Below are 23,633 nucleotides of genomic sequence, written 5' to 3'. Positions count from 1 at the left end.
AAAAAAACCGCGAATATTCAATTCACGGTTTCTGCTGTTCAGTGTATGCGATTACTTAATATCTTTGATATCGCCCATCGCTTTGAGTTCTCTGGAGATTTCACGGCGCTCTTTTGACAGATCCGCATTCTTGATGATGTACTCATCCACACGATCTTCATAGTCACTGCGCATATTGGCAATGATAGCCCGGATATCTTCAATGGACATACCCGGCTTGATGTATTCACTCAGGTTATCAAGCAGAAGTACACGTTTCTGGTTATCACGAATTTTCTTTTCGTTGTCAGTTATTTCACGCAGTATTTTGTTTTTACGGCGAAACATACGAACGAACTCCAGGACATTGTGAAAGGAAGGCTTGGTTGTGTTGTCCATTATTCTACCCTTAGTCATATCTGAAATGTGATTCATTAAACAATACAGGTTAACCATGACTGCCGACAAGCAATTCCGCCGGCTTTCTGCGGTTTTCTTCAGTGTAGCGTATTTCTGAGCGGAATTGTTTCAGCTAATATAAATTCCGCACAAATTACCGCCATTTTGTGAGATCTGCCATCAAATCATATTGCAGGGATAATCAGGACTGAAATTGGTATTTTTTCCCCGATTTGCTACCCTGTAGCCCATCATTTATCAGAAAACGGGCTATACGGTGTCTTCAGCACAATTTTTCTTTCACGATTACGAAACCTTCGGGCAGGATCCTGCCGGTGACCGCCCGGCGCAGTTTGCCGGTGTCCGTACGGACACCGAATTCAATATTATCGCCGACCCGGTGATCGCCTACTGCGCCCCGGCGGATGATTATCTGCCGCAGCCCGCTGCGGTGATGATAACCGGCATCACGCCACAGGAAGCCCTGCAGAAAGGGGTTAATGAAGCGCAGTTTGCTAAGCTGATTCATGACACCTTTACACAGCCGGACACCTGTATTCTCGGCTATAACAGCATTCGTTTTGATGATGAAGTCACCCGTAATATTTTCTACCGGAATTTTTACGACCCGTATGCCTACAGCTGGATGAACCGCAATTCCCGCTGGGATCTGATCGATATCACCCGCGCCTGCTATGCGCTGCGTCCGGACGGCACAAACTGGCCGGAGAATGACGAAGGACTGCCGAGCTTTAAGCTGGAACACCTGACTGCTGCCAACGGTATCGCTCATGAAAATGCCCACGATGCGATGGCGGATGTGTATGCTACCATTGCCATGGCAAAACAGCTGCGCGGTGCACAGCCGCGTCTGTTCGATTATTTCTTCACTCTGCGCGATAAACGCAAACTCGCGGCACTGATTGATATTCCGGCCATGAAACCGCTGGTGCATATCTCCGGAATGTTCGGGGCTGTCCGCGCCAATACCAGCCTGGTGGCCCCGCTGGCATGGCATCCGGATAACCGCAATGCCGTGATCATGTGTGACCTCGCCGGTGACCTGACCCCGCTGCTGACACTGGATGCGGATACACTGCGCGAACACCTGTACACCCGCCGTGATGAACTGCCGGAAGGCGCAATCCCGGTACCGCTCAAACTGGTGCATATCAATAAGTGTCCGATCCTGGCACCGGAAAATACCCTGCGCCCGCAGGATGCACAGCGTATCGGACTGGATAAAGACCTCTGTGCCCGTAATGCAGAGTTGCTGCATCAGCATCCGGAGATCCGCGAGAAAGTCGTGGCGGTGTTCGCACAACCGCGTGAGTTTCCACCGCAGAATGATGTGGATCGCATGATTTATCAGGGCTTTTTCAGTGATTCGGATAAAGCGGCCATGACGATTATCCGCGAAACAGATCCGAAAAATCTGCCGGCACTGGCACTGAGTTACCAGGATGCCCGTCTGCCGGAGTTACTGTTCCGCTACCGCGCCCGGAATTTTCCCGGCACACTGGATGAGCATGAGCAGCAGCGCTGGCTTGCCCATCGCCGTGAGGTCTTTAATCAGGATAATTTAACCCGTTATTTTGAGCAGATTGGTGAAATGATGCAGGAATATCAGCATGATGCCAACAAAACAGAATTACTGAAGAAGCTGGTGCAATACGCGCAGCACCTGGCGCAGTAATCAGAACAGACCGCCGGGAGAGAGACTCGCGGCGGTAAAATCATCCCGCTTTATTAGCGGTATAGAACACCCGGCACAGGGATTCCCTGTACTTCGGACAAACAGAGACCAGCCGCGTGCGGCTCTCTGTATCCCGCCCCAGCTCTTTCAGCACCCCTTTGGTGATCAGTGAATCCGCACTGCTGTGCTTAATGCCGATACTGACATTTTCATCACGGGCATTCAGGATATACACAATCAGCGCCCGCTCATCCGTGCTGAGGTTATGCAGCACCTCTGCTTTATGGCACTTGACCTGAACCGCTTTGCCGAAGGCATTCTTGAGTCTTTTAAACATAATCATCAGTAAACAGGGAGAAAAGCTGATTATAGTGAATTTAATCCCTTATTAACATTACTGATTATACTTTCCGCAGCTGCATCCTTCGTGCCCTTCCCCCCAGTATTTTAGTTTACTGGTTTTGCCCAGTCCCGGGTTCAGGGTGTTGGTCGGATCGGTGGCTTTATAGAAGGCTTTCAGCTGAGGTTTCGCTTTATACAGATGGCCGACATTATGCTCTGCCGGATATTCCGCCCCGCGCGTGTTCAGGATTTCCAGCATTTCCTCTTTCAGCGCATGCGGATCCACGCCTTTCCTCACAATATAGTCCTGATGGAAAACGTGGCATAAAAAATGTCCGTAGTAGAGTTTATGCACCAGTTTGCTCTCAATTTCCGGCGGCAGGACTTCCAGCCACGCCTGATCATTACGGCGCAGTGCAATATCCAGTGCGAGGATATCCTCCACTTTGCTGCTGTTGACCGCGTGATAGCGGATGGCGGCACCGGCGGCCACAAAGCGGTGAAGGAAAGCATCCGCCCCCTCTTTGGCATCACACTCAAAGAAAGCACCCTCTGCATTTTCAAAGAAAGTGCTCAGCCAGCGGCGGGCTTCATCAATCCCCTCTCCGGCCATTTTCAGCATCAGGTGATGCTCATATTTATCGCGGTACTCTTCCATCCGGCGCGGCAGATGGTTCGGCCACAGATGGCTGAATAACTGCATTGTGCGGTCAATCAGGTTTTTCGGCAGCAGCGGGATTTTATTGAAAACAGCATCCATCCGCCCTTTGATAGTGAACAGCTTCGGCATTTTTTCAGTGCCGAGTTTATCAATCATCAGGAAGCTGTCTTTGCCGTAGACTTTTGCGATGTCATAACATTCGCGGTGCATATATTCACCGGCCACCGGCAGATGCTCAAAATCCGCAAGAATATGACGGCGGATATCTTCCAGCACCGAAGGCGTATTGGTGCCGATATAGAAAACTTTGCTCTCTCCCTGAGACGGGAAAGTATCAAGGCGCACCGCAAATACCACCAGCTTACCGGCACACCCGGAGGCTTCAAACAGGCGGCGTTCGTCGGCGTTGAAACGGGACGGGGTATCCGCATCCACATCACGGATACGCTGATGATAATCATGGTCAGAGGCCGGTTTATCCGTGTCCTCAATATCCGCATCCTGATATTGCCGGTATTCCAGACAATTCAGAATCTCTTCCGGGGTTGAACCCAAATCAATCCCCAGATGGTTAACCAGCTCTGCGGTACCGTCCGCATTAACGCGGCCGTACAGCGCCAGTTCGGTATAAGCCGGACCGCGCTGCACCAGTGAGCCACCGGAATTATTACAAATCCCGCCGACTACGGAAGCCCCGATGCAGGAAGAACCAATGACGGAATGCGGCTCACGACCCAGCGGTTTCAGTACTTTTTCCAGGTGCCACAGGGTGCTGCCCGGCAGTGCCACCACCTGCTGCTGTTTTGTCAGTACCTGAATTTTATCCAGACGCAGCGTGCTGATAATGATAATTTCACGGTCATAATCATCCCCGCTCGGAGTGGAGCCTTCGGTCAGACCGGTATTAGCTGCCTGCATGATCACAATTCTGTCAGCTTCAACCGCGGCTTTAAACACCTGCCACAGTTCATACAGTGTGCCCGGGAACACCACCGCCAGCGCGCTGCCTTCTCCGGAACGAAAGCCTTTGCGGTATCGTTCCGTCTTACGCGGCTCTGTTAAAATGTGTTTATGACTGACAATATCGGTCAGTGTCTGAATAAGACGTGCGCCGTCAGGTTGCTGACTGTTGATCATACATTCCCCCGCTCAGGTTACTTATAGTTCGCTAGATAATTATTATGCCCCTTATTTTATTTATAATACAAATACTATTTTTAACAAATTTAACAGATTAACCACGAATCCGGCCTATCTGAACAGATTGATCAGCAGCGTCACCATCATAATCCCGACTGTCAGGATCAGGATTTTACGGACAATTTCTCCGTTGGTACGGATAGCATGCTGACTGCCGAGGTGATTCCCGAGCAGACTGGCGGCGATCATCGGGATACTGAGCAGAAACGCGATATGTCCGGCCATAATAAAGGCGACCAGCCCGCCGACATTCGACGCCAGGTTAAAGATTTTTGAGGTGGCGGAGGATTTCAGTAAATCGAGGTTATTGATCAGAAACAGACAGATAATAAAGATACTGCCGGTACCCGGCCCGAAAAAGCCGTCATAGAAACCGACAATAAAACAGGTGAAAAAGACCAGCCACACGGATTTGCGTACGGCACTGCCCTGTTGTGCACCACCTAGTTTTCCTTTAAAAAAGGCAGCCAGCAGGCCGATCGGCAGCATACAGATAATAATATAGGTAATCGTTTCAGACGGCAGATATATAATCGCTTTCGCGCCCACCCAGGCCCCGAAGAATGATGAAATAATCCCGGCCGGAATTATCTGCCAGTAAACCGATTTGTTTTTAATGAAATTAGAAATGGCCGCCAGCGTACCGACAGAGCTCACCAGTTTTTCCTGTCCCAGCGCCATATGCGGCGGCAGACCGGTCAGCATAAAGGCGGGGATCAGAATCAGCCCTGCACCGCCGGCAATCGAATCAATATACCCGGCCACAAAAGAGGCGATGACCAGCAGTGCCAGTCCCGCATAAAAATAGTCTGCCATCAGACTGTGCTCAATATACATCCGCATCCCTTAATTATTATCATTTTCTATACTTTCAGCGGGTTACTATACGCGATTACACATAAAAAAACGGCGCACAGCATCAAACTGTGCGCCGTTTTCACGACATAACTGCTTAAAGACTTACTGTTCCGGCATCTGCGGCATCGGACGGCGGAAACGGCGGGTCAGCCATAACATATAGATCAGACCCAGCGCGCCCCAGCTCAGACCCAGTTCCATCGATTTCGCATCGAGGTTGAACCAGAGCACGGTCACTGTCGCGGCACCGATAATCGGCAGCAGCAGATAGTTAATCTGGTCGCCCAGCGTCTTGTTGCGGCGCTCGCGGATGTAGAACTGTGAAATCACAGACAGGTTGACGAAGGTGAACGCCACCAGTGCCCCGAAGTTAATCAGTGCGGTTGCGGTAACCAGATCAAACCAGACTGCACTCATCGCCAGCACACCCACCAACAGCACGTTCAGTGCCGGGGTACGCCATTTCGGATGCACGTAGCCGAAGAATTTCTCCGGGAACACGCCGTCACGGCCCATCACATACATCAGACGGGATACCCCTGCCTGTGCCGCCATACCGGAAGCCAGCACGGTCACGCAGGAGAACACCAGGATGATAGACTGGAAGAAGGCACCGGCCACCATGTACATAATTTCAGGCTGTGACTCTTCCGGATTGTTGAAACGGGACACATCCGGGAAATAGAGCTGCAGGAAATAAGACACCGCGATAAAGATCAGACCACCAATCAGTGCGGTCAGGAAAATCGCTTTCGGGATCACTTTCCCGGCATTCGGTGTTTCTTCTGACAGTGAGCTGATCCCGTCAAATCCTAAGAAGGAGAAGCACAGTATGGTCGCCCCGCTTATCATCGGGATCAGTTCCGCATCAATGGAAGCAAACGGACGGAAGGAGAGCAGCGTACCAGCCCCTTCACCCGCAGACACACCACGGACCAGCAGACCGACAAACACAATCATCACAGCAACCTGTACCAGTACAATCCCGGTATTGAGGTTTGCCACGACATTGATACCGCGCAGGTTAAATAATGTCATCAGGAAAACCAGACCCGCGACGAAAATCCATGGCGGACAGTCAGGGAAGATTGCCTGAAGATAAATTTTTGCCAGCAGAATGTTGATCATCGGCATGAACAGGTAGTCCAGCAGCGATGACCAGCCAACCATAAAGCCGATATGCGGACTCATGGATTTCTGGGCATAAGTATACGCCGAGCCTGCGGACGGGAACCGTTTAACCAGTTTTCCGTAACTCAGCGCAGTAAAAAGAATGGCTGTCAGTGCGATAGCATAAGAGGTCGCAACATGACCGCTGGTAATTTCGGACACAATCCCGAATGTATCAAAGATAGTCATCGGCTGCAGGTACGCAAGCCCCATCATGACAACCTGAACGAGGGTAAGTGTTTTTGCGAGTTGTACGCGGTTATTGGCAGCTGTACGGTTCAGGCCAATATCGAGGGTAGTATTATGCGACATGAGCGAATCCCCCCGTAACACCGACAATCATACTGATACTACTATCAGATGGCGTGTTACCGGGAAGACTTCGCATCTGCCTGTAGGCAGTGAAGTAAGAAGGGGTTTGGAGTGCTGAGCAGGAGCGCCGTGCTCCGTAGTCGTCGTTGCAGCAGCCAGCGCCGATTGGCACAGGTGCAAAAGTGAAAAATTGCGCCATTTATCGCATCCTCATACCGGTGTTTATCGTCCGGTGTAATTCAGTAAACAGTTATCCGGCCTATCGGCCCCTTTTTTTGTCGGTGACAATATTTTAGTGCAAAAAAAAAAACCGATGCGTATAAATGCATCAGTTATTTTTTTGGATGGCGCATTCTGCACCCCTCAGTCATAAATTTCAAGCTTTGTTCGCCCTGATCCGGTAATTTTTTTACATACCGCTTTACCGGCAGAATTTCCGTGATGAAACTTTGAATATTTATAGCTGAAACGTTAAAAAATCCGGCTGATCGTGTATTTCGCAGTCACTCTGCCTGTCATAAAAAACACGGCGCCCGGAAAAGGACGCCGTGTTTCGGCACATAATAATGAATGATGGTTACATCAGAAGTTATAATTCAGGCCGATATTGTAACGGCGGCCGTCGAGTGTGGCGCCGTAGTTTTCATTATTAATACGGCGATCCAGTACGTTATACACACCCGCCACAAAGTTCAGGTCTTTATTCAGCTGATAGCTGCCGCCGATATCCACGGTAGCATAAGAGCCGGTTCCTGTTGCCATGCTGGTGCGGGACAGATAATCGGAGGTTTTGCCGCGGAAGTTAATCCGGCTCCAGGTTTTGATATCCTGCGTGGTATCCCAGTTCAGTGTCGCGTTAGCCATATGTTTCGGCATCTTATTCAGCGGTTTACCTTTGAAAGTACCACTCTTCTGCTCGGAATCGGTGAAGGTATAGTTCGCTGTCAGATCCACAGACTCGACAATCTGCCAGTTCATAATCGCTTCCACACCGCGCATATTGGCTTTATCGACGTTGATACGGTCACTGATGAAATCGTAGGTTTTGTTATCCGGATCTTTTTCCGTACAGATAGTATCGGTTCCTGTACCACAACGGCGGATTTCGGTGATCTTATCTTTAAAGTCAGTGTTAAAGACAGTCAGGCTCATATTGAGATTATCCTGATTATTCCACAGCACACTGATCTCTTCGGTGACACTTTTCTCCGGTTTCAGATCCGGGTTACCGAAAATAACACCGTTCAGACTGCCGCCGCCGGTCACCTGACCCCATGAAGCCGTTGCCTGGCGCAGATCCGGTGAGCGGTAACCGGTGGACACACCACCTTTCACTGTCCAGCTCTCATCCAGATGCCACACGCCGTAAACACGCGGTGTCCAGTGCGTACCGAAGTTTTCATCCTTATCCATACGCAGACCGCCGGTCAGAGTGAAATCATTGGTCAGCGCCCAGTCATCCTCTGCGAACAGTGCCCAGCTGTAGCGATCGAGTTTATTGCCGGCTAATTTATTACCCTGATCTTTCAGCTCTTCGAAACGGTACTGACCGCCGAGGCTCAGCATATGGTCGCCGAGCGGCATAACAGTCTGGTTACGGGCGATAGTGTCGTAATACTCCATATTACGGCCCGGGTTTTTGGTTTCATTACGCTGAACATAGCTGTTCATGCTGCCCCAGTCATAGTTACCGTCATGGGTAATCGCATATTGCGACATCTCATACTTGCTGAAGCTGCTTTCTTTACTGCGCGCAGAGGCACTTTTCCCGAGACGGGAATCACGATGCTGATTATCTTTTTTGAAATCAAAATCGATGCTGTTCTGCTCATCCGGCGTTAATGTCAGTGTACCGCCGCCGCTGGTCATAATCTGGCGGTTAAAGCCGTTCGCAAAATTATCTTCCCCGCGATGAGAATACTGGCCATTCACTTTCATGCTCAGCAGGTTATCCACCAGCGGACCGGCGGCAAAGAAGCTTCCCTGCCCGGTGTTACCGCTGTCTTTGCGTTCGGTAATGGTTGCATCTGTCCGGACGCTCGCATGCCACTCACCCTGCGCTTTCCGCGTGATAATATTGATAACCCCGCCCATGGCATCCGAACCATACAGTGAAGACATCGGTCCGCGCACCACTTCAATGCGATCAATCGCAGTCAGCGGCGGCAACCATCCCTGTTCAATACCGGAGTTATCACTATTAGGGCGCGTTTCGCGGCTGGCAACCCGTTTCCCGTCCACGAGGATCATGGTGTACTTCGGATCCATCCCGCGGATACTGATATCTGACGAGCTGCCGCCGCCGGTGACCACAACACCCGGTACATCCTTCAGGGCATCGGTCACATCGCGGTAGGCTTTATCTTCCAGTTGTTCGCGTGAAACAACGGAGATAGTCGCCGCAGCATCCTCAATTTTCTGCTGGAAGCCGGATGCGGTGGTAACCACGATCACGTCTTCTTTATTTGCAGCCTGAGCAACCATCACCTGAGCGGCGAGTGCTGCCATAACACATACCGCCACTTTTCGTTTTGAAAAAATAACCATTCTTTTGATTCTCCAAGAGATAATATATTTATGGACAATCGACATTCGCTCTCAGGGATTTATATCCCTTTTTTTAAATAATAATGACCCTGCCATTGCAGGCATCCGTCATTATTTTATTACCTTTTATAAGGCTATTTGTTTTTATAAATATAAACTATACAGAAAACAATGTATTATCAGCGCATAAAAACATATGCGACATGCAGATAATCACCCTCTGCGGAAATATATTCCGCAGAGAATAAAAAAGAATATGTAATATAAACCGGTTTTATTATGCCAGTGCCGCAACCGCGCGCGGCACCAGGCCATCAATCACAACATGCGGCACAGACTGTGAGCAGTGCTCAATACGGCCGCGTACACCATAGACGGTTGCCAGGCTATCCGGTGTAATAACCGCTTCCGGATCCCCTTCCGCAATTAAATTTCCGTCTTTCAGCATTAATATATGATCACCGTGACGCAGCGCGATATTAATATCATGCACAACCACCACCGTAATAATATTCCGGCGCTGAGTTTCACGGCGCACCAAATCCATTACGTGATACTGATAATTTAAATCCAGCGCACTCAACGGCTCATCCAGTAATAACAGTGTCGGCTGACGGATTAACGATTGTGCCAGCCCGACTAATTGTTTCTGACCGCCGGATAACTGATCCAGATAATTCAGAGCCAGATGTTCAATGCCTAATTGTGACAGCAGAGACATCACTTCCTGCTCGCTGTCGCGGTCAGAAACGCCGCCGGATGCCCGCTGTGCAACAATCACAGATTCCAGCACATGCAGGTGCACCCCGGCAGGCAGTGTCTGCGGCAGATAAACCACCTGCTTCGCGCGTTCGGCAAAATTCATCCGCGTCAGGTCATGACCGTCGAGCAGTAACTGTCCCTCTGCCTTGTTCAGACCGGCCAGAGAGCGCAGCAGGGTCGATTTCCCGCTGCCGTTCGGCCCGAGCAGCACAGTGATTTTACCGCGCGGCAGAGGCTCAACATTCAGGTCTTCAATGATTTTCCGTTTCGGATAACCGGCATTGAAGTGTTTAATCTGTAACCCGCTCTGAGCAGACATTGCATTCAGGTCCATCTTACATGCTCCCTTTATGACGCAGGATCATGCTCAGGAAGAACGGCACACCTACCAGTGATGTCACAATACCGACCGGAATAATCACGCCCGGAATCAGATTTTTCGAGGCAATGGATGCCATCGACAATACCAGCGCCCCGATTAATGCACTCGCCGGCAGATAGAAACGGTGATCCTCACCGAACATCATGCGGGCAATGTGCGGCGCGACCAGGCCGATAAACGCAATCGGGCCGACAAAAGCCACCGCCAGCGCGGTCAGAATACTGATGCGCAGCAACGTACCGAGACGCAGACGGCGCACGTTAATACCAAAACTGACAGCGCGATCTTCGCCGAGGCGCAGTGCGGTCAGCTTCCACGAGTTACTCATGGAAATCGGCAGCAGAATGGCAAAGGCCAGTGTCATCACACCCAGTTTCACCCAGGTGGCGCGCGCCAGGCTGCCCATCGTCCAGAAAACCAGCCCCTGTAAGGTGTCTTCCGTGGCGATAAACTGCATCATTGATACCAGTGCGTTAAAGGTAAAGACCATTGCGATACCGAATAACACCACACCGGAGGTTGCCACTCGTGTCCAGCGGGTGATGCCGTCAAGCATCAGCGCGGAAAACAGGGCAAAAATAAAGGCGTTCGCGGAAACAAACCACTGATCCGGTACGCCCGGAATACCAATCCCGAGGACTATCGCCAGCGCCGCACCAAACGATGCGGCGTTGGAGACACCGAGAGTAAACGGACTCGCCAGCGGGTTATTGAGGATAGTCTGCATTTCTGCCCCGGCAAGACCGAGAGACATGCCGACCACCACTGCCATCAGGGCATACGGCAGACGTATTTCCCAGACAATCACACGGGTGCCCGCTGATACACTTTCCGGCGACACCAGGGTCTGCCAGAGTGCATCAAGGGTCAGCCCGGACGGCCCCATGGTGAAATCGAGCACCACGGTACAGAGTATTACCGCAACCACCGCAAACATCCACATCAGCCGCCTGCGCAGTACACGCCGGTAATGTGATTTCACATCACAGCTTAATTCACTGCCTGCCTGTTCCGGCTTCGTCTGTAGCATTGCTTCTGTGGTAATACTCATTATTCAAATACCTGCTGACTACTTAAAATTATTTACCGCTGACCCAGTATGTGCCGGTTGGTTCGACAGCCAGGAACTGACTGTACATGTCATCCATGGTTTTCTTCGGATCCAGATCTTTAAACTGTTCCGGATAGAACCACTTGGCAAAGGCCTGCGCGGCAATCACGTTATAAGGTGAGTTATAATAGTTGTGCCAGATAGCATAGTCACGCCCTTCTTTCACTGCGGTCAGCGTATTGATGCCCTTACGTTCAGTAATGGCTTTCAGACTGGCTTTGGCATCCGCTTCTGTTGCCTGCGCACCCAGCTGAACACCCGCATCGGTGCTGCCCGGGGCTTTCGCGCCGCTGACCAGATAGATATCCGGATCCGCCGCAATCACTTTTTCCAGGTTCATGGTACCCAATGGTGTCGGCAGAACCTCTTTGGCGATATTTTTACCGCCCGCCAGATCGATAAAGTTACCGAGGTTACCGTTACCGGCAGTACCGCAGCAGTCAGGGAAAGACCCGGCGCGCAGATCGATAAAGACGGTCGGTTTTTTATCTTCCGGGATTTTGTCTGTCACGTCAGTGACTAACTTCATCTGCTTCTGATAGAAATCTTCAAAGGCTTTGGCTTTTTCTTCGCGGTGCAGCACTTTACCCAGCACACGCATACCCGGCAGAGTGTTTTTCAGTGGTTCGTTGCGGAAATCCACAAAGACAACCGGGATACCGGCTTTTTCCAGCTGACCGACCAGCTCGCTGTTTTTACCCGGTCCGTGACCGGCCAGGCCGAAAATTGCCACATCAGGATTGAGGGTTAATACTTTTTCTGCACTGACGCTGTCCTCTGTCGTGTTACCGATCAGCGGGATCTTGTCGATTTCCGGGAATTTAGCTTTGTAGACAGCATAAGACTGCGGGTCGAGTTTGCGGAAGTCACCCTGCCAGCCGGCAATACGTGCCAGCGGCTTGTCCCCTTCCAGCAATGCCACCGCGTGGATCATACGCCCTTCCCCTAACAGGATGCGCTCCACTTTTTCCGGTACTTCCACTGTACGTCCTGCGGCATCAACCACTGTTTCCGCCCATGCTGCACTGCTCATCAGAACAGCCCCTGCTGCCAGGCTCATGGTCAGCCCTTTTGCTACAGATACTAATTTCACGTTACCGACTCCTGTTATCTGTCAGAAATTGGCGTTAACAATAAAGCAAATAAGAACTCTTATCAATACGGAATAATTATCTTCCTCATTACAATATTCGTTATCATCAGGTGATAACGATATATCGAAAAATAATCTGTAAGTGATATTCATTATTAACAGATAAAACGACTGACTTAACGGATAAACACAGTTTCAACCCGTGGATACCCCCGCGAAGCCTGTAACGACAAACATAAAAAAAACCTGACCAGGATCGTCAGGTTTTTTATCAATTTACGTGATATGTCACAAAATCGGGTCACACAGCCTTATTTATGGCTGGCCGGAAAGTCCATTTCGCCGTAGCGGACAAACTTAGTACGCTTAACAATTTTATAACCAAACCAGATGGCGAAGAACAGCGGCAGACCGATATACGTCGCGACCACACCCACCCAGTCAATCTGATCCTGCAGGAAGGCTTCGTAGTTCTGACCGAGGGTGATGGTCAGACACAGAATAAAGGCGAAGATCGGGCCGACCGGGAAGAAACCGGAGCGGTACGGCAGATCGTTCAGGTCATAGCCCTGCTTAATATAGCCTCTGCGGAAACGGTAGTGGCTGATGGCAATCCCCAGCCAGGCGATAAAGCCGGTCATCCCCGAGGCATTCAGCAGCCACAGATACACAGACTGGTTGCCGAACATCGATGTCAGGAAGCAGAGCGCAGCAATCGCCGTCGTGGCAATCAGCGCGTTACGCGGCACACCGCCTTTGGACAGTTTGGCAAACAGTTTCGGTGCTTTGCCGGATTTTGCCAGGGTGTACAGCATACGGGTGGAGGCATACATCCCGGAGTTACCCGCAGACAGTACCGCTGTCAGGATAACTGCGTTCATCACCGCTGCCGCAGAGAGCAGACCGGCACGTTCAAAGACCAGGGTGAACGGACTGACGCTGATATCGGTTTCATCATTACGCAGCAGGTTCGGGTCGGTGTACGGGATAATCAGGCTGATCACCAGAATCGCCAGCACATAGAACAACAGGATACGCCAGAACACTTTACGCACCGCTTTCGGAATATTTTTGGCCGGATCTTTGGATTCGCCGGCAGCGATACCGATAAGTTCAGTGCCCTGGAAGGAGAAGCCGACAATCATTGCCACCCCGATCATCGCAGCAAAGCCGCCTTTAAACGGTGCCTCACCGACAGTCCAGTTGTGCCAGCCCGCACCTTCCCCGCCTTTCATAATGCCGGTGATCATCATCACGCCGACAACAATAAACAGGATAACGGTACTGACCTTAATTAAGGAGAACCAGTATTCCGCCTCACCGAATCCTTTTACAGAGATAAAGTTAAGCAGGAACATGATGGCCAGGAATGCCGCACTCCAGACCCAGCCCGGGATCTGATCCGCCGGGAACCAGTAGGTCATCACCAGCTGTGCTGCCACCAGGTCAACCGCGATAGTCACCGCCCAGTTGTACCAGTAGTTCCAGCCCAGTGCGAAACCGAAGCCTTCATCCACATATTTGGCGCCGTAGGTGGCAAATGAACCCGATACCGGCATATAGGCCGCGAGTTCGCCGAGGCTGGTCATCAGGAAATAGACCATCAGGCCGATAATGGCATAGGTTAACAGCGCCCCGCCGGGACCGGCCTGGGCAACAGTGGCACCGGAAGCGACAAACAGCCCCGTACCGATAGATCCGCCGATGGCGATCATCGCCAGATGGCGCGCCTTTAATTCACGGCGCAGTGTCTGCGGTTGTTCACCCGCGATTTGATTTGCTTGCTGAGACATTACAATCCTGTTTCATGTAGTTATTTTCATCCACTGAGCGTGATTGTAGCGAAATCCCGGGACTGTACCCAGCAAATATGCGGCATTATAAGATACCTGCATAATCGCTGCGGAATTATAAGCACCCGGCTTATAATTGCCTCAGCTGCCCGCCGGAAACCGGCGGCAGAAGAAACAGATGCCGCGTCAGCGGCAATAGGTCAGGAAGGTATTGAGGGCGTTGGAGATATGTTTCTGACGGTGATAAATCCGGAAAAGTGTGCGGTTGAGGGTAAGCCCGGCAATCTTCACCTCTGACAACAGCCCGTTACTCAGCTGTTCGGCAATCACCCGCCGCGACAGACAACTGACCCCGCGCCCGAAGCGTACCGCGTGTTTGACGGCCTCGGAATTCCCCAGCTCCATTTCCACGCGGAAACCCGGCAGACGGTTAAAGAGGATCTGATCCAGCACTTCCCGCGTACCCGAACCGCGTTCACGCAGAACCCAGGCCACATTTTTCAGATCATCAGGAGTCACATTGCTTTTCTGACTGAGCGGATTATCCGGGCTGCAGAAAATCACCAGCTCATCTTCCAGCCACGGCTCGGTAATCAGTTCCGGGGAATGGCAGACCCCTTCGATAAGCCCCATATCCGCGCGGAACTCCAGCACGGCTTTAATCACTTCCTCAGTATTAGCGATAAATAATTCAACCGGTGTATTTTCATGCACTGCACGGTATGCCCCCAGCATTTCCGGCAGCATATAGTTGCCGATAGTGGTACTGGCCGCAAAACGCAATGCCCCCGCATCGGTTTTAAACAGCTGTTCAATTTCACCGGCCTGCTCGAGCAGAGCAATGGCTTTCGGATACAGCAGTCGTCCGTGCTCATTGGTCACCAGCCGTTTACCGACCCGGTCAAACAACTGAACATTCAGCTGATTTTCCAGATCCGTCAGAGAGGCACTCACGGCGGACTGTGAAAGCGCTAACTGCTGGGAAGCTTGTGTCGTCGAACCGGACTTCTGAACTTCTGTAAAGACTTCGAGCTGTCTCAGTGTGATGCGCATGGCAAAGCGCTCCCTTATTTTATCCCGATTATTATCATCATATTAACATTATACTTATAATTTAACATTGCCATTACCGCTAACCTGATTTTTAGGTTGATTATAGAATTATTATGAATTTTAAAAATATTACGCTTTCCGCTATGCTTTGCACATCGTTATTTCTTTTTGTGAGTTACTTATGTCTGAAAGTCATATCAAAACCGAAAAAGCCCGCTGCACAGCAAAACCGATGTGGCTGAGACTACTTCCGGGCTTTGTCCTGGCGGGGGTTCTGACCACCGCCGCTATGCTGCTCGGGGAAATGCCCTGGTTTATCAACCTCGGGCTGGGCGCACTGACACTGGCTATTCTGCTGGGAATTATTGCCGGTAATACCGTTTACCCGCATATCAAACCACAGTGCGAAGCCGGGGTTGGGTTTGCCAAACACTATTTTTTACGGGCGGGGATCATCCTGTACGGCTTCCGTCTGACATTTCAGCAGATTGCCGATGTCGGGATCAGCGGCGTGATTATTGATGCCGTAATGCTGACCAGTACTTTCCTGATCGCCATGTATATCGGCCGTAAATGGTTCGGACTGGACAGAGAAACCGTCATTCTGATTGGTGCCGGCAGCAGTATCTGTGGTGCGGCAGCAGTGATGGCCACCGAGCCGGTGGTTAAAGCCCCGGCAAGTAAAGTGGCGGTTGCGGTCTCCACGGTGGTGATTTTCGGCACCATCGGCATCTTCCTGTACCCGTGGCTGTTCCATCTCAATGCCGCACTGGGCTGGCTGCCGTTCACCGACATGAGTTTCGGGGTGTATGCCGGGTCTTCCGTACATGAAGTGGCACAGGTAGTGGCGATTGGTCACACCATCAGCCCGGATGCGGAAAACAGCGCCGTGATCAGTAAAATGATCCGCGTGATGATGCTGGCGCCGTTCCTTCTGATCCTGTCTCAGTATCTGAGCCGTCAGAAAAGCAGTGCCGGGGGCGCGGCGAAGGAAAAATCCAAAATCACTATCCCGTGGTTTGCCGTCTTCTTTATTCTGGTGGCCGGATTTAACTCCTTCCATCTGATCCCGGAAATTATTGTCCGCCAGATTATTGTACTCGATACCATTCTGCTGGCGATGGCAATGGTGGCACTCGGCCTGACCACTCACGTCAGTGCTATCCGTCAGGCCGGTATCAAGCCGATGCTGATGGCGCTGGTGCTGTTCGGCTGGCTGATTGGCGGCGGTGCGGCGATTAACCTGCTTATCCCGCTGATCACCGGCTGATCCTCCCTTTCTTTGCTGTGATATCCCGGTTGTGCGGCCGGGATATCCTGTCACTGCATTCTCCGGTTCCTTATGCCATAATCGGCACAAAGAAGGAGAAAAACCAATGAAATATGTCGGAGCACACGTCAGCGCCGCCGGTGGTGTTGATCAGGCGGTTATCCGTGCGCATGAACTGGGCGCCACAGCCTTTGCCCTGTTCACCAAAAATCAGCGTCAGTGGAAAGCTGCCCCTCTGCCGGAAAACGTCATCGCGGCCTTTAAGGCCAACTGCAAAAAATACGGCTACGGCCACGGGCAGATCCTGCCCCACGACAGCTATCTGATTAACCTCGGCCATCCGGAAACAGAAGCACTGGAAAAATCCCGCGAGGCATTTCTTGATGAATTGCAGCGCTGCGAACAGCTCGGGATCGACCGTCTGAATTTCCATCCCGGCAGCCACCTCAATAAGATTGAGGAAAATGATTGTCTGGCGCGGATCGCGGAATCCATTAATATTGCGCTGGATAAAACCAGCGGTGTGATTGCCGTGATTGAAAATACCGCCGGACAGGGCAGCAACCTCGGGTTCCGCTTTGAGCAACTGGCCGCCATTATTGACGATGTGGAGGATAAATCCCGCGTTGGTGTCTGTATCGATACCTGTCATGCGTTTGCCGCCGGGTATGATCTGCGGACACCGGAAACCTGCAAAGCCACCTTTGCGGATTTTGAAAGCATTGTCGGGTTTGAGTATCTGAAGGGCATGCACCTGAATGATGCAAAAAGTGAATTCGCCAGCCGTGTTGACCGCCACGATAGTCTCGGTCAGGGTAAAATCGGCAATGCACCGTTTGAGTTTATTATGAAAGATAAACGGTTCGACGGCATCCCGATGGTGCTGGAAACCGTAAATCCCGATATCTGGGCGCAGGAAATTGCCTGGCTGAAATCGCTGGAGAAATAACCCGGGTTATACCACCGGGCTGAGTTTAATTTTTGCCATCATTGCAGCCAGTTCGGCGCGGTCACGGACACCGACGCCGGGCTGGCTCACTGCCAGTGCAGACACCGCTGTCGCCATCCGCAGCGTGTGTTCGCTGCTCTGGCTCATCAGCAGTCCGTATACCAGGCCGCCGACCATTGAATCCCCTGCCCCGACAGTACTCACCACCTCGCAATGCGGCGGCAGTGCACGCCAGGCACCGGAGGCATTCACCCACAGCGCCCCTTCCTGTCCCAGCGAAATCACCACATGGGCAATGCCTTTGTCCCGCAGGGCATGGGCGGCGTTAATCACATCCTTCAGTTCCGGCAGCGGTTTACCCGCCCAGACCTCAAGTTCATGACGGTTGGGCTTCACCAGCCACGGCGTAGCTTTCAGACCGGCCACCAGCGCCTCACGGCTGCTGTCAAAAATAATGCACGGACACAGCTGGCGCAGGCGGCTCATCCAGGTGGTGAACCACGCCGGATCCACACCTTCCGGCAGGCTGCCGCTGACCACCACCATATCGAACTGCCCGAGCCAGGTCAGCGAATCGGCCATAAACTTCTGCCACTCGCTTTCGGTGATACGGAAACCGGAAAAATTCAGATCCGTCACCGCGCCGCTGTTTTCGGTCAGTTTCACGTTGATCCGGGTGCGCCCCGGGATCACATGGAAGCGGTTTGCCAGCCCGTTCTCACTGAAAAAATGCTGAAATTCTTCCTGATTATCCTTCCCCAGAAAGCCGCTGACAGTCACATCCACCCCGAGGTCGCGCAGAACTTTGGCGACATTAATCCCTTTTCCCGCAGGATGTAACCCGACCGTTCTGACACGGTTCACCTCGCCCGGGACAAGGGACGGACACATCCCCACAAGGTCATAGGCCGGATTTAAGGTAATTGTGGCTACTCGACGGGTCATCAGCCGGGTGCTCCCTCTGTTATTTTTGGCTAACGGGTTATAATCATTAGTAATATTATGCAGCATGATACAACAGCTGCTTTTGAATCGTTTCAGTTATAACACAGACAGGCAGATATTCTATGCTCTGAATCATTCATTTTGCAGGAAAATATTGTCAAAAATAGACAGGCTGTCACTCCGGCGCACGGAAGTGTACCATAGCGCCCGCAATCTGATTAAAAAGAAGGAAAAAATAATGTCAGTCGTCGTCGGTACCGGGGTGGTTATTATCAACAGCAAAGGTGAGGTGCTGCTGGGTAAACGCAGCGGTAAACATGCGCCATACTGGTCCATTTTCGGGGGACATGTTGACCCCGGTGAAACCTTTGAAGCCTGCGCTATCCGTGAAATTCAGGAAGAGATCGGCATTACCCTTACTGACCCGAAGGTTATCGGGCTGTGCAATAACCTGGAAACATACCGGGCGGAAGGCAAGCATACTGTGTCTGTCTGCCTGCTGGCACACTATGACAGCGATACGCTGCCGGTGATCCGGGAGCCGGATAAATTTGACGGTATTATCTGGTGCTCACCGGACAACCTGCCGGAGCCGCATTTTGAAGCCAGCCGCAACGCCATTCATCTGTGGCAGACCGGTCAGTTTTATCTGACAAAATAATCCGTTACATGCCGCGCCTGACTACCGGTGCGGCAATTGCTCATTTATCACTCAATCACACACAATTACACGGATTTATCAGTTTATCTGCTTTACAACCTTTTTTTGCCGCCGTATCATCAAGCTAGTACACGGAGCTGAGTAACCGGAGGATTTATTTAATGAGCAGCGACGCAATAACCCAAACCAAACGCCCTTCCGTCCTGGGCGGTGCCATGATTATCGCCGGTACCGCTGTCGGTGCAGGCATGTTTTCCATCCCTGTGATGACTGCGGGTGTCTGGTTTACCGGCTCCGTTCTGCTGCTGATTTACACCTGGTTTTGTATGTATACCTCCGGGCTGATGATCCTCGAGGCAAACCTCAATTATCCGTCAGGCTCCAGCTTTCACACTATTACCAAAGATCTGCTGGGTAACGGCTGGTCAGTGATTAACGGGCTCTCCATCGCCTTTGTGCTCTATATTCTGACTTATGCATATATCTCGGCGGGTGGTTCGATGCTGCAGGAAAACCTAGCAGCACGCGGACTCAATATCACCCCGGCGATGAGCGGAATTTTCTTTGCCGCCGTGGTGGCCGTGATTGTCTGGATTTCCACCAAAGCCGTTGACCGCCTGTGCACCATTTTAATCGGCGGGATGGTGATTGCATTTGTGATGTCCGCCGGTGGCATGATCACGGAAGTGAAAACCGCGGTGTTATTTAACACACAGGACCCGGAAGCCCGTTATCTGCCGTATGCGCTGGTGGCGCTGCCGTTCCTGCTGACCTCATTCGGCTTCCACGGTAACGTGCCGGGTCTGGTGAAATATTACCGTAATGACGCGAAATCCGTGGTACGCAGCCTGCTTATCGGCTCCCTGATTTCGCTGGTGATCTATATCTTATGGCAGCTGGCCGCTCAGGGTAACGTCCCGCGCGAAAACTTTAAGCAGGTTATCGCGGAAGGCGGCAATATCACCGCGCTGTTAAACCAGATGAAAGCGGCTATCAACAGCGACACCACGGTGCAGTTACTTAATGCCTTCAGTTATATGGCGCTGGCCAGTTCATTCCTCGGGGTGTCGCTGGGACTGTTTGACTACATCGCAGACTTCTTTAAGTTTAAGGATAACGGCACCGGCCGTCTGAAATCCGCCGTGTTTACCTTTGTTCCGCCGGCGATTCTGGCAGTGCTGTACCCGGACGGATTCCTGTATGCCATCGGCTATGCCGGGCTGGCAGCGACCATCTGGGCGGTGATTGTCCCGGCGCTGATGGCAAAAGCCACCCGCCGCCGCTTCCCGCAGGCAGCCTACCGGGTGCCGGGCGGCAATGCGATGATCATCTTTATCATTCTGTTCGGGCTTCTCAACGCCGTCACACATATTTTATCCATGATGGATCTCCTGCCGGTTTACCGCTGATTTCACCCGGATATCACACCCGCCGCATTTCTGCAGGCGGGTGTGATAATTTGGGCTTGCACATTGGAAAAACTGCGAGTAATTTTGTCGCCAATCCGCAGGCTTTAAGGCCTGCTTTACTATTGATATTCATTATGTAACGGGACAAATTATGGCAAAAGCCAATGAAATTAAACGCGGAACCGCAGTGAGCTATAACGGCAAACTGCTGATGGTCAAAGATATCGATGTCCAGACGCCAAGTGCCCGCGGGGCCAGCACCCTGTACAAAATGCGTTTTACTGATGTCCGTACCGGTCAGAAAGTGGAAGAGCGTTTTAAAGGCGATGATATTATTGAGACCATTACCTTAACCCGCCGCGCTGTTCAGCTCTCTTATGTCGACGGTGATGAGTATGTCTTTATGGATGATGAAGACTTCACACCGTATCCGATGAAAAAAGATCAGATCGAAGAAGAACTGCTGTTTATTCCTGAGGAAGGTCTGCCGGGTATGCAGGTGCTGACAATGGATGGCCAGGTGCTGGCGCTGGAATTGCCGCAGACTGTCGATATGGAAATCATTGAAACCACCCCGGGCATCAAAGGAGCATCGGCCAGTGCACGGACCAAACCGGCAACCCTGCCGACCGGGCTGGTGATTCAGGTGCCTGAATACCTGAGTAACGGTGAAAAAATCCGCATTCATATCGCGGAACGCCGTTATATGGGCCGCGCGGATTAATTCCCGCAGCCGGTAAAAACTGCCTGTTACCGGGTTACCGGTTTTCTGCACATTGCGGAGACCGGCTGACCCGCCGTTCTTTTCCCGTCCTTCAGAAATAATCCACCCGCAGATACGCTTCCCGGCGCTCTTCATTCAGCACCGAGTAAGATGTGCGCCCCATTGACTGCGGCAGACGCCCCTGCACAAGTTCACCTTCAGCGATACTGTCCTGCACACTGGCGGGCTCTCCGTTGCGCAGACAACGATATTCAAATGACGGCTGACTGTTCTGCGGCTGTTCCGCCGCCGGGACACTGACCTCACAGGCGGCATTCACCACACTGCCGGACAGCAGAATCGTCCCTTCACTGATACCGGCTGCCGCACCCGGTGTGATAACTGACAAGCTTAACAACATACCACTGAAAATAGCCTTAAGATGATTCATCACAGGCACCTCACTGTTGTTTCGTCAGGCTGACGACCAGCGTGTTAACGTTACCGCTGTATCTGTTATAACGCGCCGGACACAAAAAAAGAAGAGGAAACAGATATCGTGGTGTGATACGTCACACGATTTTTCCGGTTTCCTCTGAATGCATTAATTGTGATTCTCAGTCTGCATTAAAGATAACTGACAATAACCATCGCTATCAGCTTACTGTCATCCATCCAGTGAAGTTTTGCATCACCCATATTCGCCGGTATCAAATCAGAAACTGACCGGGTATTACGGGTAATAGTCTGGGTATTCAGCCGCTCTTTTTTCATCCCGGAGCGGTAACAGCGGGAACTGATGTCATTGGTCTGAAAGTCCATTGCACAGGGGCCTTCAACAATCGCACCATGAAAGATGATCACACCCGATGCTGTCTGGGCTTTACTTTCAGTTGCCGGAGCAAAACTACTCATTAATAAGCCTGCAGCAGCAATAAAGAACTGTAGCTTTTTCATAACATACCTCGTCAGATAAGTATTCACGGAGGCAATCCGTTACCGCCGGGATGAAAAATATTCGCTTATTCTTTATCGACAATAGGTCACTAATCTTTACTGCGCTATAACAAACAGCCGTATTTTTAGTATATCGCCAGCGTTATAATCTAAAATTCCTTATTTTATGATATACATTCGGCCTTATTAACTACACTACCCTTTTCACTTATGATTATAGATGCCACCATGAAATTAACAACTTTTACATAAAAATAACATACGCTATTTCCCTTTTTCTGCATAAACCCTTATCCGTATTTCTGTCAGACTATCCGGAACTATTTCCGTAAAAATATTTTATTATCGTCAGGTTTTGTCATGGCAGTACAACGCATCACACTTCCGCTTTCTGTCAGCCTCGCCGGTATCATGCTGTTTCTTTCCTGGTACCTGCCGGTTGATCACGGCTGGTGGGCGGTACCTGACCATGCTGTTTTCCGTTTTTTCAATGCCCCGCTCGCCGGTAATCATTCCCTGGCTGTATTTATTGCGGTTATTAACAACCGGGCATTTGATGCGGCAGCACTCCTGCTGATGGGGCTTATCTATTATGCGGCTTTCCGCAGACAGGACAGCGACGGTAAACGCCGTCTGGTAATGGCAGGTGTGGTGATGGTAATAAGTGCGGTACTGATTAATCAGGCCGGACAGGCAATTCCTTTTAACCGCCTCAGCCCGACACTGGTGCTCGATTCGGCTCATCGTGTCAGTGATATCACCGGGATCTTTACAAAAGATGCCTCAAAAAGCAGTTTTCCGGGTGACCACGGACTGATGCTGATCATTTTTGCCGCTTTTGTCTGGCGTTATGCCGGATTCCGTTATTTTGCGGCGGCAGTTTTACTGACAATTATATTTTCCTTACCACGGATAATGGCCGGTGCACACTGGTTCAGCGATATTATGGCCGGTTCACTGTCGCTGACATTAATCACGGTTCCCTGGATTTTACTGACACCGCTGAGTGATCATTGTGTAAATTTTCTGGTACGCCATATGCCCCGTTTATCCGATATTACAAAGAAAATTTCACATTAGTTAAACATCTTTGACATCACATTCTGATTGTTTCGCTGACAAATTTAAGGTTTTGTAAATAACAGGTTTTTTCCCTCGCCATTTCCGGCACCTTTATGTAGTATCAATCCGTCCGATTATTAGGAATTGATTAATTTCACCGATAATTACACCTTTACGGATGACTGATTAATTTTTCCTCAGTAATTGTTCATGGATATTAAACGTGCCGTTCCGCACGTTTTTAGAATAAACATATTGTGCACATACGCAGATTTAATTAGTGTTGATATGTTTTGTTTTTTAAAGTGACGTTTGTCAC

At 50.9% G+C, this 23,633-nt stretch carries 21 protein-coding genes; 7 read left to right on the top strand and 14 right to left on the bottom strand.

From position 1 onward, the window contains the following. Window positions 1-51: 51 nt before the first annotated feature. A complete protein-coding gene (gene tmaR / locus ACSBQN_RS04125; protein WP_024473437.1) occupies window positions 52-378 on the bottom strand; it encodes a PTS system regulator TmaR in 327 nt (108 codons plus the stop codon). Window positions 379-655: 277 nt separating this feature from the next. Between tmaR and sbcB the strand changes: the two genes are divergently transcribed. Further along, the gene (gene sbcB, locus ACSBQN_RS04120) at window positions 656-2,074 is read left to right on the top strand and encodes an exodeoxyribonuclease I (RefSeq protein WP_354633239.1); all 1,419 of its coding nucleotides are present in this window, start codon (window positions 656-658) and stop codon (window positions 2,072-2,074) included. Window positions 2,075-2,114: 40 nt separating this feature from the next. On the opposite strand, the gene ACSBQN_RS04115 is transcribed toward sbcB, so the two are convergent. The 10 genes from ACSBQN_RS04115 to yieE form a co-directional block, all read right to left on the bottom strand. Next, window positions 2,115-2,411 carry a hypothetical protein gene (locus ACSBQN_RS04115; protein ID WP_227989305.1) on the bottom strand — a complete coding sequence of 99 codons (297 nt, stop codon included), beginning with the start codon at window positions 2,409-2,411 and terminating at the stop codon, window positions 2,115-2,117. Window positions 2,412-2,468: 57 nt separating this feature from the next. Further along, the gene (dld, locus tag ACSBQN_RS04110; protein ID WP_354633238.1) at window positions 2,469-4,214 is read right to left on the bottom strand and encodes a D-lactate dehydrogenase; all 1,746 of its coding nucleotides are present in this window, start codon (window positions 4,212-4,214) and stop codon (window positions 2,469-2,471) included. Window positions 4,215-4,328: 114 nt separating this feature from the next. Continuing rightward, the gene (locus tag ACSBQN_RS04105) at window positions 4,329-5,114 is read right to left on the bottom strand and encodes a sulfite exporter TauE/SafE family protein (protein ID WP_024473441.1); all 786 of its coding nucleotides are present in this window, start codon (window positions 5,112-5,114) and stop codon (window positions 4,329-4,331) included. Window positions 5,115-5,237: 123 nt separating this feature from the next. Further along, a complete protein-coding gene (locus tag ACSBQN_RS04100; protein WP_036406025.1) occupies window positions 5,238-6,617 on the bottom strand; it encodes an APC family permease in 1,380 nt (459 codons plus the stop codon). A 582-nt stretch (window positions 6,618-7,199) separates the two neighbouring features. Continuing rightward, a complete protein-coding gene (locus ACSBQN_RS04095) occupies window positions 7,200-9,164 on the bottom strand; it encodes a ligand-gated channel protein (RefSeq protein WP_354633237.1) in 1,965 nt (654 codons plus the stop codon). 277 nt (window positions 9,165-9,441) lie between these two features. Then, on the bottom strand, window positions 9,442-10,260 hold the full coding sequence (locus ACSBQN_RS04090; RefSeq protein ID WP_152695640.1) for an ABC transporter ATP-binding protein: 819 nt from the start codon (window positions 10,258-10,260) through the stop codon (window positions 9,442-9,444). A gap of 1 nt (window position 10,261) precedes the next feature. Further along, the gene (locus ACSBQN_RS04085) at window positions 10,262-11,359 is read right to left on the bottom strand and encodes a FecCD family ABC transporter permease (RefSeq protein ID WP_004238048.1); all 1,098 of its coding nucleotides are present in this window, start codon (window positions 11,357-11,359) and stop codon (window positions 10,262-10,264) included. Between the two features lie 28 nt (window positions 11,360-11,387). Further along, window positions 11,388-12,479, bottom strand: a complete 1,092-nt coding sequence (locus ACSBQN_RS04080; protein ID WP_152695893.1) for an ABC transporter substrate-binding protein — start codon at window positions 12,477-12,479, stop codon at window positions 11,388-11,390. Window positions 12,480-12,823: 344 nt separating this feature from the next. Then, window positions 12,824-14,305 carry an amino acid permease gene (locus ACSBQN_RS04075; protein WP_214167550.1) on the bottom strand — a complete coding sequence of 494 codons (1,482 nt, stop codon included), beginning with the start codon at window positions 14,303-14,305 and terminating at the stop codon, window positions 12,824-12,826. A 186-nt stretch (window positions 14,306-14,491) separates the two neighbouring features. Then, window positions 14,492-15,358: a DNA-binding transcriptional regulator YeiE gene (gene yieE, locus ACSBQN_RS04070; RefSeq protein WP_004238044.1), complete on the bottom strand. Its 867-nt coding sequence runs from the start codon at window positions 15,356-15,358 to the stop codon at window positions 14,492-14,494. A gap of 181 nt (window positions 15,359-15,539) precedes the next feature. Between yieE and ACSBQN_RS04065 the strand changes: the two genes are divergently transcribed. Beyond that, window positions 15,540-16,628 (top strand): YeiH family protein, encoded by a 1,089-nt coding sequence (locus ACSBQN_RS04065; protein ID WP_036406030.1) that lies wholly within the window; start codon window positions 15,540-15,542, stop codon window positions 16,626-16,628. 106 nt (window positions 16,629-16,734) lie between these two features. Continuing rightward, window positions 16,735-17,577: a deoxyribonuclease IV gene (gene nfo, locus ACSBQN_RS04060; RefSeq protein WP_024473446.1), complete on the top strand. Its 843-nt coding sequence runs from the start codon at window positions 16,735-16,737 to the stop codon at window positions 17,575-17,577. Window positions 17,578-17,583: 6 nt separating this feature from the next. Here the strand turns inward: nfo and fruK are convergent, their stop codons facing one another. Beyond that, entirely contained in the window at window positions 17,584-18,522 is a 939-nt protein-coding gene (gene fruK / locus ACSBQN_RS04055) for a 1-phosphofructokinase (RefSeq protein ID WP_024473447.1), read from the bottom strand. 238 nt (window positions 18,523-18,760) lie between these two features. Here fruK and ACSBQN_RS04050 point away from each other — a divergent pair, with 238 nt between their 5' ends. The 3 genes from ACSBQN_RS04050 to yeiP all read left to right on the top strand — a co-directional run bounded on the left by ACSBQN_RS04050 (window position 18,761) and on the right by yeiP (window position 21,316). Then, window positions 18,761-19,183 (top strand): nucleotide triphosphate diphosphatase NUDT15, encoded by a 423-nt coding sequence (locus tag ACSBQN_RS04050; protein ID WP_024473448.1) that lies wholly within the window; start codon window positions 18,761-18,763, stop codon window positions 19,181-19,183. A 161-nt stretch (window positions 19,184-19,344) separates the two neighbouring features. Further along, window positions 19,345-20,592, top strand: coding sequence for a tryptophan permease (gene mtr, locus ACSBQN_RS04045; protein ID WP_024473449.1), 1,248 nt, complete (start codon window positions 19,345-19,347; stop codon window positions 20,590-20,592). Between the two features lie 151 nt (window positions 20,593-20,743). Beyond that, window positions 20,744-21,316, top strand: coding sequence for an elongation factor P-like protein YeiP (gene yeiP, locus ACSBQN_RS04040; RefSeq protein ID WP_024473450.1), 573 nt, complete (start codon window positions 20,744-20,746; stop codon window positions 21,314-21,316). A 91-nt stretch (window positions 21,317-21,407) separates the two neighbouring features. Here yeiP and ACSBQN_RS04035 read toward each other — a convergent pair whose 3' ends face one another. Together ACSBQN_RS04035 and ACSBQN_RS04030 are read right to left on the bottom strand one after the other, a co-directional pair. Further along, complete coding sequence (locus tag ACSBQN_RS04035; protein ID WP_024473451.1) at window positions 21,408-21,746, bottom strand: type 1 fimbrial protein; 339 nt, start codon at window positions 21,744-21,746, stop codon at window positions 21,408-21,410. A gap of 176 nt (window positions 21,747-21,922) precedes the next feature. Beyond that, window positions 21,923-22,252: a type 1 fimbrial protein gene (locus ACSBQN_RS04030; protein ID WP_024473452.1), complete on the bottom strand. Its 330-nt coding sequence runs from the start codon at window positions 22,250-22,252 to the stop codon at window positions 21,923-21,925. Window positions 22,253-22,612: 360 nt separating this feature from the next. Between ACSBQN_RS04030 and ACSBQN_RS04025 the strand changes: the two genes are divergently transcribed. Next, a complete protein-coding gene (locus tag ACSBQN_RS04025; protein ID WP_024473453.1) occupies window positions 22,613-23,332 on the top strand; it encodes a phosphatase PAP2 family protein in 720 nt (239 codons plus the stop codon). Window positions 23,333-23,633: the final 301 nt, after the last annotated feature.

Origin of the sequence: Morganella sp. B601, from assembly GCF_051172335.1 — a bacterium.
Lineage (GTDB): Bacteria > Pseudomonadota > Gammaproteobacteria > Enterobacterales > Enterobacteriaceae > Morganella > Morganella morganii.
The sequence above is the reverse complement of the archived record's forward strand: the minus strand, read 5'-3'. Positions and strand labels throughout refer to the sequence as shown.

What these genes read in the sequence shown, in the direction of transcription:
- tmaR (WP_024473437.1), bottom strand. Translation starts at nt 378, where the DNA reads ATGGACAACACAACCAAGCCTTCCTTTCACAATGTCCTGGAGTTCGTT.
- ACSBQN_RS04115 (WP_227989305.1), bottom strand. Translation starts at nt 2,411, where the DNA reads ATGTTTAAAAGACTCAAGAATGCCTTCGGCAAAGCGGTTCAGGTCAAG.
- dld (WP_354633238.1), bottom strand. Translation starts at nt 4,214, where the DNA reads ATGATCAACAGTCAGCAACCTGACGGCGCACGTCTTATTCAGACACTG.
- ACSBQN_RS04105 (WP_024473441.1), bottom strand. Translation starts at nt 5,114, where the DNA reads ATGTATATTGAGCACAGTCTGATGGCAGACTATTTTTATGCGGGACTG.
- ACSBQN_RS04100 (WP_036406025.1), bottom strand. Translation starts at nt 6,617, where the DNA reads ATGTCGCATAATACTACCCTCGATATTGGCCTGAACCGTACAGCTGCC.
- ACSBQN_RS04095 (WP_354633237.1), bottom strand. Translation starts at nt 9,164, where the DNA reads ATGGTTATTTTTTCAAAACGAAAAGTGGCGGTATGTGTTATGGCAGCA.
- ACSBQN_RS04090 (WP_152695640.1), bottom strand. Translation starts at nt 10,260, where the DNA reads ATGGACCTGAATGCAATGTCTGCTCAGAGCGGGTTACAGATTAAACAC.
- ACSBQN_RS04085 (WP_004238048.1), bottom strand. Translation starts at nt 11,359, where the DNA reads ATGAGTATTACCACAGAAGCAATGCTACAGACGAAGCCGGAACAGGCA.
- ACSBQN_RS04080 (WP_152695893.1), bottom strand. Translation starts at nt 12,479, where the DNA reads ATGAGCCTGGCAGCAGGGGCTGTTCTGATGAGCAGTGCAGCATGGGCG.
- ACSBQN_RS04075 (WP_214167550.1), bottom strand. Translation starts at nt 14,305, where the DNA reads ATGTCTCAGCAAGCAAATCAAATCGCGGGTGAACAACCGCAGACACTG.
- yieE (WP_004238044.1), bottom strand. Translation starts at nt 15,358, where the DNA reads ATGCGCATCACACTGAGACAGCTCGAAGTCTTTACAGAAGTTCAGAAG.
- ACSBQN_RS04065 (WP_036406030.1), top strand. Translation starts at nt 15,540, where the DNA reads ATGTCTGAAAGTCATATCAAAACCGAAAAAGCCCGCTGCACAGCAAAA.
- nfo (WP_024473446.1), top strand. Translation starts at nt 16,735, where the DNA reads ATGAAATATGTCGGAGCACACGTCAGCGCCGCCGGTGGTGTTGATCAG.
- fruK (WP_024473447.1), bottom strand. Translation starts at nt 18,522, where the DNA reads ATGACCCGTCGAGTAGCCACAATTACCTTAAATCCGGCCTATGACCTT.
- ACSBQN_RS04050 (WP_024473448.1), top strand. Translation starts at nt 18,761, where the DNA reads ATGTCAGTCGTCGTCGGTACCGGGGTGGTTATTATCAACAGCAAAGGT.
- mtr (WP_024473449.1), top strand. Translation starts at nt 19,345, where the DNA reads ATGAGCAGCGACGCAATAACCCAAACCAAACGCCCTTCCGTCCTGGGC.
- yeiP (WP_024473450.1), top strand. Translation starts at nt 20,744, where the DNA reads ATGGCAAAAGCCAATGAAATTAAACGCGGAACCGCAGTGAGCTATAAC.
- ACSBQN_RS04035 (WP_024473451.1), bottom strand. Translation starts at nt 21,746, where the DNA reads ATGAATCATCTTAAGGCTATTTTCAGTGGTATGTTGTTAAGCTTGTCA.
- ACSBQN_RS04030 (WP_024473452.1), bottom strand. Translation starts at nt 22,252, where the DNA reads ATGAAAAAGCTACAGTTCTTTATTGCTGCTGCAGGCTTATTAATGAGT.
- ACSBQN_RS04025 (WP_024473453.1), top strand. Translation starts at nt 22,613, where the DNA reads ATGGCAGTACAACGCATCACACTTCCGCTTTCTGTCAGCCTCGCCGGT.